The following is a 16,348-nucleotide window of genomic DNA, read 5'->3' as shown; positions in this document are numbered from 1 at the left end:
AAGGGATCAGTTGGCCGTCGACGCTGAGCATGCTGCTCAGACGGGTCGCGCTCAGGGCCAGGGGTTCGATGGTGAGTTGCACGGCCAGGTGGCCGCGGTGGTTGAAGAAAGTGTCGCGGATGCGCTCGACCTTCTTGAGCTGTTCCAGCACGTCGCTGCGTACCAGGTAGCCGCCAAGGTTTTCGGAGTACAGAGCATCGAGGTTGTCCTTGAGGAACACGTTCAGGTATTGATCGTGGAACTGCTGCAGACGCCCCTGCGGGCTGAAGAAGGCTTCGAAGTCTTCCAGCGAGGCGTCCTCGCCGCTGGCCTTGAACGGGTAGCGGCTCGCCAGCCGTTCGCGGTAGAAGCTGTAGATATCACTGTCCCAGCGTTTTTCCAGTTCGCGTAAGGCGGCAATCACCATGACCTGCGAGGTCTGGTCGGCTAGCTTTTTGATTTGCTGGTTGAGTGGTTCAGGCAGGCCGACGGCGACACGTTGCAGGTTGGCAATCGGATCGGCACCGCCGAGGGAAAAACGATTGAGCACGGTTTTCAACGCCGCTTTGCCGGGGTCGGGATTGTCGTGCACGGCTTTGGCGTAGTCGTAGACGGCGCTGACGGAACGTAGCGTTTCTTCGTAATAGGACGGCTGCTCGCCGCGCGTGGTGGTCAGTTCCGTCAGGCTGGAAAACGCGCGCCGGATACCCGCAGCTTGTTGCTGGCCGTCCGACACCTTGTCCAACGTCAGTGGTGCCTGCCCTTCGACCAAGGGCGCCGACGGGTAAATCACGCTATTGTCGCGCAAGGTTTCCAGCAAACGCCGCAGAGGGGCGGCCGGGCCAGTGACCTGCTCCAGCACGGCCACGCCGTGACTGAGGTCGTCGAAGTCGGTGATCGCGAACTGATTCAGCGCACGTCGCCAGCTGTCGACATAATCGGCGCTGTATAACGCGCGGACCCGCTGGGTCAGTACTTTGCGGTCTTCGTCGGAATAGTCCAGGCGTTGCCGCTCGCCGAGCACCCACTGGTCGATCATTGCCAGCTCGATGATGCCCTCGGTGCCAGGCTCAAAGTAGTCCCTGAAGCCCTTGGCCGTGAGCAGCGGTGCCAGCATCAAGCCGCCACCCTCTTGATCGGTGTTCAATGGACTGTAGACGATGTCGAACGCCGGACCGACCTCGGCGCGCAGGTCCAATGGGCGGTGCAAACGCTCTTGGGCATCCTGTTTCAGGTTCATGTAGACCCGTTCAGCCATAGGCAACTGGCGCAACTGTTGTTGCACTTGGGCAATGCGCTCACGGTAGTGCGGCAAATCGGCGTCGGCGTATTTCAGGGCGTAGCCCAAGTGTCTCATCAAGTCGGCCTGCAACTGGCCCTGCCCGGGATAGGCCCTCTGCCACTGTTTGGCGACCCACTCCTTGACGATGGCCGGGCGGCGGTTTTGCCGTTCTTCAAGCATGCGGTAAACGCGCAAGGCCGCCAGTTGCTGATTACTACCGGCGGGCGCGGCATTGATGGCATCCAGCACACCGCTGGCAATCGCCGGCAGAAAGCGCTTGGACAGTAGATTCAGATAGGCCTCATCCACCGTCGGACCAATCGCCCTCCCCTGATACAACCCCATATCCGCCAGCAGCGGCCATGCCTCGCGATAGTCACCGTACACCAGCACCGCATCGCGAATCTGATCCAGCGGCACCAGCAGATTGCGCCCGGTCGTGTCGACCTTGGTGTCGATGTCCCGCTCACTGAACTCCTGACTCTTGGCCAGGACGCTCGCAGCCTTGTCGCGGTTGATGTTGAAGTAAAACTGCCAGGTTCCGATCACCACCAAAACGCCCAAGGACGCGACGCTGAAGCCAGCGATCAGCAGTCGTCGCTTGTTACGGGCCACCTTGATGTTGTCACCCGCCAGACCTGCTTCCGGGTAAATCACTCGCTGGAAAAGCTGCTGGGCAAAGTAGATCGCAGTGCCACCAGCAGGCTTGACCTCGGGGGGCGGTGGCGGCAGTTGATACGCTTGCCCTGCCTCTTTGACGAAGGCATTGGTCAAGGTGCCCTGCTGAAATACCGGGGAGAAATACAGCCCGCGCACCAGCGCAGGGGTGGTGAAACGATCACTGCCGAGCATCTCGCTCAGGAAACCCGACAGTGCCGGGCGCAGGCCCGCCATCTGACGCAACAGGCCCTGCAGTCGATCGCGCTCGGTCAGCCCACGCGACTCCTTGACACTGTCGAAGATCTGTTCACTCAGGTAGGTGACAAAGATCTGGTAATGGCGGGTCAGTTCCGTCAGCCAGGCATCGAAATCATCCACCGCGTCCAGACTGAAGGTGAAACCCAGCAGGTCTTCGCGCCCACTATGCGACAACCGGGCGAAGAACTCTTCGAAGCCTTCCAGCAGGTCGAACTTGCTCAGCGTCACGTACACCGGCAAGCGCGTACCCAATTGCCGCGTCAGCTCAAACAGCCGGGTGCGCAGCAGGTTGGCGTGGGCCTTGCGTTGTTCGGGACGTTGCGCCAACAAGGCCTGCACATCGATCACCAACACCACGCCGTTCAATGCGCGACGGCTGCGGTTGCGCGCCAGCCAGTCGATCAGGTGCCGCCATAGACGTGGGTGAGTGCCAGCGGGCAATACCGGTTTGACCTTGCCTTGGATCGCGCCTTGCTGCTCGACGCTATCAGCCGCTGGCTCCGGATGACTGAGGAATTCACCCGGCGGGTCAATCAACACCGCCTCGTCACCGATCCACCAATCCACTGGATAGGCCAGTTGTTCTTCCTGGTGCGCCCTGACCCCGGCCCTGGTCACATGGGACAAGGCAAAGCTCTGATTGGAGCGTGTGATCAGGCTGGTCTTGCCGGCATTTTCCTCGCCCAACACCAGATACCATGGCAATTGATAGAGCGAACGGCGGCGTTCCATGTTGTTGAGCAAGTTGCCCAGGCTGCGGTCCAGTGCTCGCTCCTGCGCCTCGATGTAAGGCAGGCACGGGTCGGCCTGCACCGCGGCCTCGTGCTGGCGTTCAAGCTGCAGCCGGTGATAACGACTACGCACCCGCCATGCCCAGATCAGCAGCGGCACCACCAGCACCACAACGCTGGCCGAGACGCGCATCGCCAACTCGCTCAGCGGCCGATGTTCACGCCAGGCCCACTGCGGGCCCAGCCACCAGATAGCGATCAATAAAAACACCACGCCCAGCAGCACCAGTATCGGCAATGCCTGGTTGAACTGACGCAGTACCGGCAGGCCCCAACGTTTGACGTATCCCCAGAACATCCCCATAAATCGCTCCTACTCCTTAACCGCTTTAATCAAATGACTGTCGTCGATGGGTTGCGCCACTTTCCGGTACAACTCCGGCTCCCACCCCTGCGCCGTGGTATCGCGCATCAACCGCGCAACGCTGGCGTACAGGTCGTCCGCCAGCCACGACAGGCCACGCGATGCCAGCAGGTCGGCAGCAATCACCGTGGCGTAGCTGCGCTGGCGCGGGGCGTCATGAGAGGCGTGCAGGTCCTGCAAGCGCAGCAGCACCACTTCGACGCCTTCGGTGTTGAGTTGGGTGGTCAGTTCGTCGCGCAGGCCGGCGTATTCCTGCACCGGGCTGCCGGTGGTTTGCGCCTCATCGGCGGCGGTGATCCATGCTTGGGTTTGTGCGTCCACGAACGGTGTGCCATCGCTGAAACACAACTCCAGCAGGGCCGGCAGGCGGCAGACGAAACGTTCGCAGGTCTGGCGAATGGCAGCGGCCACTTCTTCCATCGCCAGGCGCGAGGCGACTTGGGCGGCCAAGTAGCTGCCGCGCAACCAGTACGGTGAGGCGCAGACGCTTTTCTCGAGACGCGGCAGCAGGTTCGGGTCGAGCGTATTGTGGTTCAGCGCGTCCTGGTAACCGTCGACTATGTCCTTGGGCACGGCGGTCAATTCGGTTCGACGATCGCGGGTGATGGGGGGCGCGGTGCGCAAATGCGACCACAGGCCGAAGCGCCGTAATTGATAGCCGGTGGGGTCGTAGGGATCTTGTTGATTGATCTGCTCGGCCATGCTCAACACGGCGCGGCGCTGTTCACGCTCGTTGCCTGGCGCCTGCGGCTTGGGGCTGGTGAAAAATGCTGAATCCAGAACGCCGCTGGAGGTGACTGCATGGGACGGTTCAGCGGCAACGACCGGCTCACTGTATTTGCTCAACTGGCGTTGCAACGCCTCCAACGGGGCGGGATCGAACCTGGCGGTTTCCACGCATCTTTGCAGGGTAGCCATGGCCAATTCCGCAGCCGCCTGGCAAGCCGGGGTAAAGCTACTGCGATCCAGGGACGGCAACACCTGCACCAGGTTCTCCAACAGGCGCTGCACCTGCTTACGCTTGTTCAGATAGCCCGTCGGGCCGGGCTTGGGATAGGCATTGTCCCAATACAGGTCGACCATACCGGCCACCAAGCCCAACGCATCCGCCCAGCGCGCCCATTGCCGGGTCCGCAGCCACACTACTTGCAGATGACCGAGGATGCGCCAGTGCTTGCACTGGGTGGCCAGGTATTCGCGGGACGCTTCGTCGATATACGGCCAATCGATGTCGCTTTCGCGCAGGCCGCCGAGCTTGACCATTTCCTGATCGATGGCCTGATAGGTTTCGTCCTCCACATCGAAATGGCCGGCGAGTTGTTCTGGGTCGATGGGGGTCAGCAGTCGCTTGACGGTATCCGCCGGAACGTCGATCACCAGCGACATACCTTGCGCTCCTGCTCTATCAGTTCGCCCAGCCCTTCAGCGTCGAACACCAGCCCGTTCAGCCGCAGGTAGTCACTCTCCAGTCGCAGGCGCTGGCCGCCGCCCATGTTGCGTAACAAGGCAATGGCCTGCAGCCCTCGTCCCGCATCCACCACCAACCCGGCATCGTCCAGCACTTGCCACCGATAGGCCTCGGAAACCGGTCGGTCGTCCTTGAACAGCTGGATGCGAATTTTGTTGGGTTTGGCTGGCTCATCCAGTACCAGTTGCAGGCGGGAAATTTTCGATTCGCAACTGATAACCAGGTGAGGTCGAGGTGGCAACGCGCCCAGGGCCGGGGCGGAGATCACCAGCCGTTGTTGCCGCTCATCGTCCGGCTCTGGAAACGACGACAGCAGAAAACGCTGATCCTCGGGTGGACGCTTGACTTCGTTGCGTTGCACCAGGTCGATAATCGGCAGTACCTGCCCAACGGCGCGTGGCGCCGCTGGCGCGTGATGGATGGGCGTGCCAGCGGCCAAATCAAAACACTCCAGGCGCTTCAAGGGCGAGACAATTGAGGGGCAGTCTTGTGTTGCCGCCTGCACATCCATTACGGCCACGACCGTCAGACAAAGCCCCCATTTCCATCCTTGCCCGTGCATCAACGCCTCCTGAGTATGTCTCGTCGAAATCAGAATCCGATGTTCTCAGCATCTTTAAAATCAACATGACTTATTTGAAAGTTCAACAAATTAACTTACAGAGCCTCACCAGAACTCAATGAATAAGCAAGTAGAAAACAAACAGTGCCTTGCAAAAGTCCCAACAAAAAGACACGCCCTTCAGATGTATCCGTGGAAGTTGTAGGAAAACCAGTAACGATCCGCAAGGTATTATTTCCTACATTAAAAGCCCACGAATCGCGTCCACAACGTCCTACAAGACAAACGTTGCAACAACTGTTTCTAATACGCCGACCTTATGAAAAGGATTCTTCCCATGTCGAAAAATCACGGCTCTGTCGCGCCCAAAGAGCGCATCAACATCAAGTACGTCCCGGCCACGGGCGATCAACAGGCCGAAGTTGAGTTGCCGCTGAAGTTGCTGATCACCGGTGACTTCAAAGGCCACGGCGAACTTACTGCCCTGGAAGATCGGCAAGCTGTACGCATCGATAAAGATACGTTTAATGAAGTTCTGACCAAAGCCGAAGTTGCCCTGGACATGGCGGTTCCGTCCGTTTTAAGCAAAGACTGCGACACCGATTTGAACGTACGGCTTCAATTTAAAAATATTCATGACTTCGGCCCTGACGCCGTCGCCCGACAAATTCCCGAATTGAACAAGTTGCTGGAACTTCGCGAAGCCCTCGTTGCACTCAAAGGTCCGATGGGCAACGTTCCGGCCTTTCGCAAACACCTGCAAAACCTGCTGACCGATGCAACCGCCCGCCAACGCCTGGCCAGTGAACTGGACCTGGTGCTCGACGCGCCCAACGACTGACTTGAACGCCCTTCTCAACGGAGTACTCCCGATGTCTATGGAAAGCGCCGCCACCCAAGTGTTGGTGGCTGACGAACAGCCGTCGTTGCTTGATCAACTGCTGGCCAACACCACCATGCGCCCGTCTCAGGAAGGCTACGCGGTAGCTCGCCAAGGCGTGGCTGCGTTCATCAGCGAGATCCTGCAAAGCGGCGATCATCAACAGCCGGTCAACAAGCATCGGGTCGACCAGATGATCGCCGAGATTGATCATGCCCTGAGCAAGCAGATGGACGTGATTCTGCATCAGCCGCAGTTCCAACAACTGGAGTCGTCGTGGCGTGGGCTGAAGCTGCTGGTGGATCGCACGGATTTTCGCGAGAACATCAAGCTGGAAATGCTGCATGTCACCAAAGAAGAGCTGCTGGACGACTTCGACAACGCCGGTGACATCACCCGCAGCGGCTTGTACAAGCACGTCTATACCGCCGGCTACGGCCAGTTTGGTGGTGAGCCCGTTGGTGCCATCGTCGGCAACTACACCTTTGGCCCTGGTTCGTCAGACATCAAATTGCTCAGTTACGTGGCTTCCATCGGCGCCATGTCCCATGCGCCGTTCGTCTCGGCGGCAGGCCCAGAGTTGTTCAATCTGGAAGGTTTCCAGGGGCTGCCCGACCTCAAGGAAATCAGCGACATTTTCGACGGCCCACGCCACACCAAATGGCGCAGCCTGCGTGAATCCGAAGATGCTCGTCATCTGGCCCTGACCCTGCCACGTTTCCTGCTGCGCACGCCGTACAGCACCGACGACAACACCACTCGCAGCTTCGGCTATGACGAAACCGTCGACGGTGACCACGACAATTACCTGTGGGGTAACACTGCGTTCCTCATGGCTTCGCGGATTACCGACAGCTTCGCCCGCTACCGCTGGTGCCCGAACATCATCGGTCCGCAATCCGGCGGCGCGGTGGATGATCTGCCCGTGCATCTGTACGAATCTCTCGGCCAATTACAGGCCAAGATCCCCACCGAAGTACTGATTTCCGACCGCAAGGAATTTGAACTGGCCGAAGCCGGGTTCATTCCGCTGACCATGCGTAAGGACAGCGACAATGCGGCGTTCTTTTCCGCCAACTCGGTGCAAAAGCCCAAGAGCTTCCCCAAGACCCGCGAAGGCCAGGAAGCCCAGACGAACTACAAGCTCGGCACCCAGTTGCCGTACCTGTTTATCGTCAATCGCCTGGCCCACTACATCAAGGTGCTGCAGCGCGAGCAGATCGGCAGTTGGAAAGAACGCCAGGACCTGGAACGCGAGCTGAACATGTGGCTCAAGCAGTACATCGCCGACCAGGAAAACCCTTCGAGTGATGTACGCAGCCGTCGCCCCTTGCGTGCCGCGAAAATTGAAGTTCAGGACGTGGCCGGGAATCCGGGCTGGTACCAAGTGTCGCTGTCGGTAAGACCACACTTCAAGTACATGGGCGCCAACTTCGAGATCTCGCTGGTCGGTCGACTGGATACGCAATAAGTGGGCGGCAGCCTGTTTGAACGTCTCGAGCCCGACACACCGCGCTACCGCCCGGGCAGCGCGGATGAACAGGCCCGCCAGCGTGTCGAGGCGATAAAACACCACTTGGAACAGGTGCTCAACTCTCGCCAGGGCTGCTCGCAAAGCAGCCCTGAACTGGGCCTGCGCGACTTCAATGGGGTCACCCAGGCCAGCAGTGATCTGGTGGTCGCCATCAGCACCGACATCCGGCGCTCGGTGGAGGCATTTGAACCACGTATCAAGGTAACGGGCGTGCGTTATCAACCCGACCCGGACTTGCCGTTGGAACTGAACTTTCGCCTGGATTGCCAGGTGCGGGTCAGCCACAAGGAAGAACAGGTGCAGATCGAAGTGGCCATGCATGGCCGCGACGGCTACACCCGCGTGAGATGAGGAAGCAATGGACCTGAAACAACGCTTTGCCGAGGAGCTGCGCTACCTGCGCGAACTCGGGCGCGAGTTCGCCGAAGACAATCCGCAACTCGCGCAGTTTCTCGGCGATCAGGCCGGCGACCCGGACGTGGAACGGCTGTTGGAGGGCTTCGCGTTCCTCACCGCCAAGCTGGGGATGAAGATCGATGACGATTTGCCGGAGCTGACCCATCCGCTATTGCAGATGCTCTGGCCCAACTACCTGCGGCCTCTGCCCAGTGCGACCATCATTCGCTTTACACCCTTGCCCGATGCGATCAGCCAGTGCCAGGTGATTCCCAAGGGCACGCCGTTGTTCGCCAAACCGGTGGATGGCATCTCCTGCCAGTTTCGCACCTGCACCGACGTCAATCTGTACCCGCTTGCCTTGCAGGAGGTCAGCGATGCCCACAGTCGTGAGGCCTCGGTGATGCGTATCGATCTCAAGGTGTTGACGGAGCAACCGCTCACCAGCATGGCCTGTAACCAGCTGGAATTTCATCTGGGCGGCGATAGCGCCACTGCGTTGACCTTGTACCTATGGCTTGCCCATTACCTGGACAGCGTCACGCTGCACATCAATGGCCAACGCTATCGCCTGTCGGCCAAGGATATTGGCTTCCCCGGTTTCACCGCCGAAGAGGCACTGCTGCCCTACCCGCGCAACGTGTTCGATGGCTATCGCATCCTGCAGGAATATTTTGTATTCCCGCAGCGCTTCCACTTTTTCAGCCTGACCGACTTGGCTCACGTCTGGCCGGATGTCAGCGCCCCCACCCTGCGCTTCGAGTTTCAGTTCACCCGGCCCATGCCGCCGGACATCCGCCTGCGTACCAGCGACCTGCACTTGTACTGCGCACCGGCGGTGAACCTGTTCCGCCACGATGCCAATCCAGTCTCCCTGGACGGACGCAGCCAGGAGCGGCGCATCCGCCCCAGCGGCAGTCAGCCCGAGGCTTACGAGATTTTCAGCGTCGACAATGTCGCCGGCTGGGACGCCGCCGACAAGGAGCGCAAGGGCGATCCGCTGCGCACGTTTACCCCGTTCGAATCGTTTCAGCATGAGATCGAACATGCGCGCGGCCGCACGGCCTTGTACTTCCGCACACATATCGAAGAGTCCCACGGCCGCGAAGGCCTGCGCCATCGCATCGCCTTCGTGCGTGGCGATGAGAGCCTGTATATCGGCGAGCATGAAACGGCGTCCATCGAGCTGACCTGCACCAATCGCGACCTGCCGCAGTTGCTTGGCGTGGGGGATGTGTCGCGATCAACTGAAGTCACGCCATCGTTTGCCACTTACACCAACCTGATCGCACCGACGCGCAGCTACCGACCAGTACTGGACAGCAGCCTGCACTGGACGCTGATTTCCAACCTGTCGCTGAACTACCTGTCGCTGCTCTCGGCCGAGCCGCTCAAGGCGGTAATCCGCGCCTATGACTTCGCTGCGTTGCACGATCTGCAACAGGCCCGCGCCACCCGCAAACGCCTCAATGGCATCCACGAGGCGGTGACCACCCCCATCGACTGGCTGATGAAAGGCCAGGCGGTGCGTGGCCTGCAGACCCAACTGAAACTGGACCAGAACGCCTTTCTCTGCGAGGGCGAGTTGTACCTGTTTGCCAGCGTGCTTTCGCACTTCTTCGCCCTGTACGCAAGCATCAATTCCTTCCATCGCCTGGAAGTGATCAATACCACCAACAACGAGCGTTATGAATGGCCACTGTTGACCGGCAGACAGCCCGTGATCTAGCCGACGTGCTGTTGGCCGACGCGCGGAACTATTCGTTTCACCGTCTGCTGGAGCATCTGCACGCCTTGCATGGCGATGACCTGGAAGCACAGCCATTGAGTGCAGCGACGCGGCGGCGTGTGCGGCTGCAAAGCCACGCGGGGTTGGGATTTCCGGCTTCCGATGTGGTCGTGGCAGCACGTCTGGAAGAGGATTGCGCAGAAGTGCGTTATCGCCTGCAGACGAGCTTCTTTGGCCTGCACGGCACCGACTCGCCGCTGCCCGGTTATTACCTGGATCGTCTGGCCTACGAGCAAGCCCAGGAACGCGGTATTCGCCCGGCGTTCATGGACTTTTTCAATCATCGCTTGCTGACCCTGCTGCACCACAGTTGGCGTAAATACCGCTACTACATCCGCTTTCAGGCCGAGGCCAGCGATCGTTTTTCGCGCTATGTGTTTTCACTGATCGGCTTGAACGATAACGACCTGCGCGGCGCCACGCCGCTGCCATGGGGTCGTCTGTTGAGCTTTGCCGGGTTGATCGCCAGTCGCAGTCGCTCGCCCTCGATGGTGTCCGGAATTGTCGAGCATTGCTTTGATCTGCACGGCGTGCACATCCGTGAATTCGAGGTGCGCTCGGTGAGCTTTCCACAATGTCAGCGCATGGCGCTGGGCAGGGCCAATGGCACGTTGGGTAGCGATTTTGTAGTGGGTGATCGCAGCAAGACCCGCGCCAGCAAGTTCACTCTGGTGATTCCCAACCTGACCCAGGCGCGCTTCCGGCAGTTTTTGCCCAGTGGAGAGCAGTTCGGGCGACTGCGTCAGTTGATGGATTTTTTGCTGCGCGACGTCACTGCCTATGACCTGGAGCTCGGGTTGCGCGAAGAGGATGTACCGCCGTTCAACCTGCAACGCGACAGCGGCACCCACTTGGGCTGGACCAGCTTTATCGAGCATCAGCACCGCCATCGCGCCGTGGTACGGATTCGGGGGCGCGCATGAAACTGAGCCTGGTTATCAATAATCCTGCGCAATTGCTGCATGGGTATCTGCCCAGTCATCGGTTTGGTTTGCGGGGTGGCAACATCGGCAGTGCCTCGGCGGACTGGTGCCTGGTGGATCGCCTAAACAGCGTCCACCCGAACCATTGCGAAATCCGGGTCGTCGAAGGACGTTTCTGCGTGATCGATCGCAGTGGCAGCACCTATGCCAATGGTCATGATTTGCCGCTGGCCCGTAATGTGGCAGTGAGCCTCAACGATGGCGACCTGCTGCAGATTGGCGCGTATCGGGTCGCGGTGCAGCTGGGTGAGTACGCTCCAGGCCAGCGTTCGCTCGATGAGCTGTTTACCGGCCAGTCGCAAGGCCTGCAAGCCTGGCACCTGGAGGAACGACCGAGTCTTCCCCTGCCCTGCCCGCGACCTGTCACTTGCCCGGACTTCGAGCGCCTTTGCCAATCTGTGGACTTTGCAGAGCAAGGTGATCCGTTGCGAGCACTGCAAGCAGCGCCGCCCTCAAGGCAGCCGCCTGAAGTTCACCCATTGACTCCAAAACGCCCTGGCACGCCACTCAGCAACTTGCGCCTGGGAGTCTTGTTGCTCGCCTGCCTGACTCTCGGCGGGTGCACCATGCTCGACAAAGTCGGCCAAGTGATCCGGGATCCTTCGATCCCGGTCGGCGGCCCCGGCGATCAGCCCAGCCTCTACTCCCTGAGCCTGCATGCCAGCGACCACGTCAATCCACGCCTGATCAGCACCGGCACCGCACCGGATGATGATGCGAGCCGCGCGCCCTACACCCTCAACGTTCAGGCGAGCAGCCCGCAGGCACTGACCGACAAAGTGCAGACCCTGCTCAGCCACCTTTACGAAAGCATGCCCGCCCAGTCGCCGCTGACTGTTGACCCCGAACCCGAGGTACCGATGTCGCCTCTCGAGGACGCGCTGCTGGGTGAATATGACGCCCAGGGTGTCAGCCTGACCACGCCCTGGGGCGACCCGACGCTGCAGCACGTCGCGACGCCGATCACCTTCAAGGTTTTGCAACTGACCGATGACTCACTGTTGGTCAACGCCAGTCCCCAGGCCCTGACCGAGGACCTGAAAAAGACCCTGGGCAGCACCTACATCCGCGCCGACGACTATCTGCTCCAACCCGGCCAATTCAAGTTCGTCGACCTGCGCCCCCTGGATGAAGACACCCGGTTTATCGCGGTAATCGCCAACTACCACAACGACGAAGTCGGCCAGTGGAAACAGCGCCTGCGGGTCGAGCCAAAAGGCCGGCAGTACGCCGTGCTGGTGCAGTTGGACGCCACCCAGGTCAGCCTCAAAGGAGAAACCCGATGACGCCCTTTTCAGCCGCTTTTGCCCCGAGTAATCACCGATGAGTTCACGCAATCCCGTCATCTGGCATGAAGGTTTGTTCGTCAAACCCCAGCACTTCCAGCAACAGGCTCGCGCCGCCGAAGCTGCCGTGCATCAGCGCATGCATAGCCTGAACGACGCTCTCTATGGCTTCAGCGAGCTGGAGTTGAACAGCGAATATCTGAGTTTCGGCAAGGTCTCTCTTACCAAGGCGTGTGGAATCATGCCAGACGGCAGTGTCTTCGATATTCCCCACGACCTGGCGTCGCCTCCTCCTCTGGAGATCGCCGACAGCAGCGCAGTGAACCAGATCGTCTATCTGGCCCTGCCGCTGCGCTCCAGCGGCGCCCCCGAAGTGCGCTGGCCCGACCAGTACGGTAACAGTCGCTACATCGCCCGCCGCGAAGAAGTCCGTGACACTCACAGCGATGACGGCGATCAAGTCGGCATGGACGTGGCCGTGCCCAATTTTCAACTGATGCTCGAACGCAGTGACCGCAGCGCCTTCACCGGCATCGCCATCGGCAGGATCAAAGACAAGCGCCCGGATGGCAGCCTGGTGATGGACGAGCACTTCTACCCCACCAGCCTCTCCTTGCAGGCCGTGCCGGCGCTGCACCGCTACCTGGGTGAAGTGGCCGGACTGATGCGCGAGCGCGCCAAGAATCTGGCCCAGCGCATCGGCTCGCCGGGGCAGTCGGGCGTGGCGGATGTCACCGATTTCAACCTGCTGCAAACCCTCAACCGCTTGTTCCCGCTGTTTCAGCACCTGGCCCGCCAACGCCAGGTTCACCCGGAGCGGCTGTACATCGCACTGGCCCAGGCCTGCGGCGAACTGGTGACCTTTACCGACGAAGGCCATCTGCCCCAGGAATACCCGCCCTACCAGCACGACAATCTGCGCGAATCCTTCGAGCTCCTGGAGCACACCCTGCGCCGCGCCTTGGGCACCGTGCTGCAACCGCGGGCGGTGTCGCTGCCGATTGTCGTGCAGCAATACGGCGTGCGCACCGCTGCCTTGAACGACAAACGCCTGCTGGACAACGCCGAATTCATCCTCGCCGTGCGGGCCGAACTGCCCGCGGAGACGCTGCGTCAGCAACTGCCCAAGCAGATCAAGATCAGCTCTACCGAAGGTTTGGAACAGCTGGTCAGCCTGCAACTGCCGGGCATTCCGCTGCTGCCGTTGCCGGTGGCGCCACGGCACCTGCCGTTCCATGCCGGCTTCAGCTACTTCGAACTCGACCGTCATCACCCTGCGTGGCAAGGCCTGAGCAGCGGCAGCGGGTTTGGTTTCCACATTGCCGGTGAATTCCCGGAGCTGGAATTGCAGTTCTGGGCGATCAGGAGTGAGAAAGATGACTAAGCCAACACCAGATGCATGGCTTCACGAGGAAGTCTCCGGCGCCATCAACTTTGATGGCGAAACGATCACGGTTAGCAACTCAACCCATTTGGCTGATCCAGAGTTCGACATGCGAGGCCTGGCCTGGAACCCGCTCTGCGATGCCGCCACGCCCCTGATCGGCCTGGTCATCCGCCTGCGCCGTCTGGACCACCACGATGATGTGACCGCGCTGTACAAAAGCGTCAGTAACCAGATCACCACGATCATGGAAGAAGTCAGCCAGCTCGACTACGACGCCGGCATGCTCAAGGCCTACTCCTACAGCCTGTGCCTGTTGCTGGACGAGGTAGTCATGGCCACCTCCTGGGGCAAGCTCTCCAGTTGGAGTGAACGCTCACTGCTCAGCCAATTCCATGGGGAAACCCGAGGTGGTGAGCGGTTCTTCACCGTCATGAACAACATGATCCCCGAGGCGGCCCGGTATCAGCATGTTCTGGAGTTCATGTACCAGTGCCTGATCTCCGGCCTCAAGGGCAAATACGGCGTCCATAGCAAGGGCGATGACGAAATACAGAAGATCATCGACCAGTTGCACGGCCTGTTGCGCCCATTGCGCGGCGAGACACCCAAACGCCTGACCGATCCGCTGAAAAACGTCGCCCCGCGCAACTACCGGATCAAACGCGCCTGGCCGCTGTGGACGCCGTGGGCGCTGGCCGCTGTCGTACTGATCTGCGCCTACACGATCTACTCCATGCGCCTGAACAGCATCACTCAGGAAGTGCTCGCCTCTCTGGAGCGGATCCTCAACCTGTAACCGATTTTCAGCGTGCTCATCCCGAGTGCCTGCAAAGCCATGGCCTTTTTTGGCCAAAACCCACGACCTCATGGGTCGTTCATTTGATCGCGACAAGGAGCTTGTCATGCCAACACCCGCTTACATCAGCATCCACGGCCAAAACCAGGGCCATATCACCAAGGGCGCGTTCACCGCTGATTCGGTGGGCAACGTTTATGTCGAAGGCCACGAGGATGAAATCCTCGCCCAGGCAATCGATCATCAGATCACCACGCCTACCGACCCGCAAAGCGGTCAGCCCGCCGGCCAGCGCGTGCACAAGCCGCTGATCTTCACCAGCGCCCTGAGCAAAGCCTCGCCCATGCTCTACCAGGCGCTGGCCACCGGCGAAATGCTGCCGACCGTCGAGGTCAAGTGGTTCCGCACCTCTGGGGACGGCAAACAGGAGCACTTCTTCACCACCAAACTGGAAGACGCCACCGTCGTCGAGATCGACACCGTGCTGCCCCACGCCCAGGACAGCGGCAACGCCAACTACACCCAACTGATCAAGACCAGCCTGGCTTATCGCAAAGTCAGCTGGAGCCATGTGGTGGCCGGTACCGAAGCGTCGGATGACTGGCGTAAACCGGCTTAACCGCCAACGGGCACGTTCCGCCGTGAAGACGGCGGAATGCTCACTGACTCGATGCTAAGGAGGCTCTATGCCTGCCGTCGTTCTGGTCGGACACGACCATGATTGCCCCTTGTGTGGCTCTACCACCGTGGACAGTGGATCGCCGACTTTCAAAGTCAACGGCCGCGCCGTCGCCCGCGTCGGTGACAACCTCGGTTGCGGTGCCGTGATTACCAGCGGCGCGCCCTCCATGACCATCAACGGACAACCTGTAGCCCGTGTCGGCGACACCACCGACCACGATGGCGAACTGGAAAACGGTGATAGCAGTTGGTTGATCGACTGACATTCACACACTCGACAGGGAGGCCCCATGCCCCGCCAAAGCGACCTGCGTTTCACCTTTGAGCCCTTGAAGGGCGATCCCTTCGAAGTGGTCTCGTTCACCCTTCAAGAAGGTCTGTCCCAACCCTTCAAGCTTGAACTGGAACTGGCCAGCCATAACGCCGCCATCGACTTCAATCGGGTGCTCGACCTGGCGGGGCTATTCACGATCTGGCGTGGCGAAACACCTGTGCGTTACGTCCACGGCCTGGTCAGCCTGTTCACCCAGGGCGACACCGGCTTTCGCCGCACCCGCTATACCGCCGTGGTCGAGCCGACCCTGAAGCGTTTCGACCTGCGTTCCAACTGGCGCATCTTCCAGGGCCAGACCGTGCCCGACATCATCACCCGCGTCCTTACCGAACAAAAACTGACCGACATCCGCAGCGAAATCTGTTTCGAGCACCAACCCCGCGAATACTGCGTACAGGCCGGTGAAACCGACCTCGACTTCATCGCCCGCCTCGCTGCCGAAGAAGGCCTGCTTTACACCTTCGAACACCGCGCCGACGGCCACACCCTGGTCCTCACCGACCGCGTCGGCGGCCTCGGCACCATCGGCACCCACACCGATTGTCCGGTGATCTACCAGCCGATGGCCGGGGGAGACGCCTCGGAACCGGCGTTGAATCGCTTCCACTACACCGAGCAAGTGCGCACCGCCGTGCAGGTGCAGCGCGACTACACCTTCACCCACCCGCGCTACAACCAGCAGCACACCGCGACGGGCGATCAGGATCTGAACAACCAGCACAAGGACTACGAACGCTACGACTATCCCGGCCGCTACAAGCGCGACATCGCTGGCAAACCCTTTACCAAAACCCGGCTGGCCGCCCTGCGCAATGACGCCAAACTGGCCCATGTGGAAGGCGACGATGCTCGCCTGCAACCGGGATTGGCCTTCGACCTCAACGAGCATCCCCGCGACGATTTCAACGATCGCTGGCG

At 60.4% G+C, this 16,348-nt stretch carries 13 protein-coding genes and 1 pseudogene; 11 read left to right on the top strand and 3 right to left on the bottom strand.

Annotated features, from left to right (window positions below):
- The 3 genes and pseudogenes from tssM to BMZ46_RS17880 all read right to left on the bottom strand — a co-directional run.
- A pseudogene (gene tssM, locus BMZ46_RS17890) lies at positions 1–3,274 on the bottom strand (type VI secretion system membrane subunit TssM); the annotation flags it as partial.
- Between the two features lie 9 nt (positions 3,275–3,283).
- The gene (gene tssA / locus BMZ46_RS17885) at positions 3,284–4,720 is read right to left on the bottom strand and encodes a type VI secretion system protein TssA (protein WP_074690619.1); all 1,437 of its coding nucleotides are present in this window, start codon (positions 4,718–4,720) and stop codon (positions 3,284–3,286) included.
- Positions 4,708–5,241, bottom strand: a complete 534-nt coding sequence (locus BMZ46_RS17880) for a type VI secretion system-associated protein TagO (protein ID WP_235375881.1) — start codon at positions 5,239–5,241, stop codon at positions 4,708–4,710. Before BMZ46_RS17880 ends, tssA begins: the two co-directional genes overlap by 13 nt.
- 460 nt (positions 5,242–5,701) lie before the next feature.
- Between BMZ46_RS17880 and tssB the strand changes: the two genes are divergently transcribed.
- The 11 genes from tssB to tssI all read left to right on the top strand — a co-directional run.
- Positions 5,702–6,205, top strand: a complete 504-nt coding sequence (gene tssB / locus BMZ46_RS17875) for a type VI secretion system contractile sheath small subunit (protein ID WP_074690621.1) — start codon at positions 5,702–5,704, stop codon at positions 6,203–6,205.
- Between the two features lie 37 nt (positions 6,206–6,242).
- Entirely contained in the window at positions 6,243–7,715 is a 1,473-nt protein-coding gene (gene tssC, locus BMZ46_RS17870) for a type VI secretion system contractile sheath large subunit (protein ID WP_074690622.1), read from the top strand.
- Positions 7,716–8,129: a type VI secretion system baseplate subunit TssE gene (tssE, locus tag BMZ46_RS17865; RefSeq protein ID WP_074690623.1), complete on the top strand. Its 414-nt coding sequence runs from the start codon at positions 7,716–7,718 to the stop codon at positions 8,127–8,129.
- A gap of 7 nt (positions 8,130–8,136) precedes the next feature.
- Complete coding sequence (tssF, locus tag BMZ46_RS17860) at positions 8,137–9,903, top strand: type VI secretion system baseplate subunit TssF (protein ID WP_074690624.1); 1,767 nt, start codon at positions 8,137–8,139, stop codon at positions 9,901–9,903.
- Positions 9,867–10,886 (top strand): type VI secretion system baseplate subunit TssG, encoded by a 1,020-nt coding sequence (tssG, locus tag BMZ46_RS17855; RefSeq protein ID WP_074690625.1) that lies wholly within the window; start codon positions 9,867–9,869, stop codon positions 10,884–10,886. The genes tssF and tssG overlap by 37 nt, the downstream gene beginning before the upstream one ends.
- On the top strand, positions 10,883–12,232 hold the full coding sequence (gene tssJ, locus BMZ46_RS17850; protein WP_074690626.1) for a type VI secretion system lipoprotein TssJ: 1,350 nt from the start codon (positions 10,883–10,885) through the stop codon (positions 12,230–12,232). Before tssG ends, tssJ begins: the two co-directional genes overlap by 4 nt.
- 37 nt (positions 12,233–12,269) lie before the next feature.
- Positions 12,270–13,616 (top strand): type VI secretion system baseplate subunit TssK, encoded by a 1,347-nt coding sequence (tssK, locus tag BMZ46_RS17845; protein ID WP_074690627.1) that lies wholly within the window; start codon positions 12,270–12,272, stop codon positions 13,614–13,616.
- Between the two features lie 109 nt (positions 13,617–13,725).
- A complete protein-coding gene (icmH, locus tag BMZ46_RS17840) occupies positions 13,726–14,415 on the top strand; it encodes a type IVB secretion system protein IcmH/DotU (RefSeq protein ID WP_039768936.1) in 690 nt (229 codons plus the stop codon).
- A gap of 106 nt (positions 14,416–14,521) precedes the next feature.
- Positions 14,522–15,034 carry an Hcp family type VI secretion system effector gene (locus BMZ46_RS17835; protein WP_039768332.1) on the top strand — a complete coding sequence of 171 codons (513 nt, stop codon included), beginning with the start codon at positions 14,522–14,524 and terminating at the stop codon, positions 15,032–15,034.
- Between the two features lie 67 nt (positions 15,035–15,101).
- Positions 15,102–15,359: a PAAR domain-containing protein gene (locus BMZ46_RS17830; protein WP_074690629.1), complete on the top strand. Its 258-nt coding sequence runs from the start codon at positions 15,102–15,104 to the stop codon at positions 15,357–15,359.
- Between the two features lie 27 nt (positions 15,360–15,386).
- Positions 15,387–16,348, top strand: a 962-nt coding sequence (gene tssI, locus BMZ46_RS17825; RefSeq protein ID WP_139217034.1) for a type VI secretion system tip protein TssI/VgrG, incomplete at its 3' end; no start/stop codon positions are given.

It is taken from the genome of Pseudomonas sp. NFIX49 (genome assembly GCF_900115915.1).
Lineage (GTDB): Bacteria > Pseudomonadota > Gammaproteobacteria > Pseudomonadales > Pseudomonadaceae > Aquipseudomonas > Aquipseudomonas pharyngis.
This window is presented reverse-complemented; position numbering and strand designations above follow the sequence as displayed.

Bases quoted from the DNA above. Each gene is read 5' to 3' on its own strand.
- tssF (WP_074690624.1), top strand. From the start codon at position 8,137: ATGGACCTGAAACAACGCTTTGCCGAGGAGCTGCGCTACCTGCGCGAA.
- tssA (WP_074690619.1), bottom strand. From the start codon at position 4,720: ATGTCGCTGGTGATCGACGTTCCGGCGGATACCGTCAAGCGACTGCTG.
- icmH (WP_039768936.1), top strand. From the start codon at position 13,726: ATGCGAGGCCTGGCCTGGAACCCGCTCTGCGATGCCGCCACGCCCCTG.
- tssJ (WP_074690626.1), top strand. From the start codon at position 10,883: ATGAAACTGAGCCTGGTTATCAATAATCCTGCGCAATTGCTGCATGGG.
- tssG (WP_074690625.1), top strand. From the start codon at position 9,867: ATGGCCACTGTTGACCGGCAGACAGCCCGTGATCTAGCCGACGTGCTG.
- tssB (WP_074690621.1), top strand. From the start codon at position 5,702: ATGTCGAAAAATCACGGCTCTGTCGCGCCCAAAGAGCGCATCAACATC.
- BMZ46_RS17835 (WP_039768332.1), top strand. From the start codon at position 14,522: ATGCCAACACCCGCTTACATCAGCATCCACGGCCAAAACCAGGGCCAT.
- tssK (WP_074690627.1), top strand. From the start codon at position 12,270: ATGAGTTCACGCAATCCCGTCATCTGGCATGAAGGTTTGTTCGTCAAA.
- BMZ46_RS17830 (WP_074690629.1), top strand. From the start codon at position 15,102: ATGCCTGCCGTCGTTCTGGTCGGACACGACCATGATTGCCCCTTGTGT.
- tssC (WP_074690622.1), top strand. From the start codon at position 6,243: ATGGAAAGCGCCGCCACCCAAGTGTTGGTGGCTGACGAACAGCCGTCG.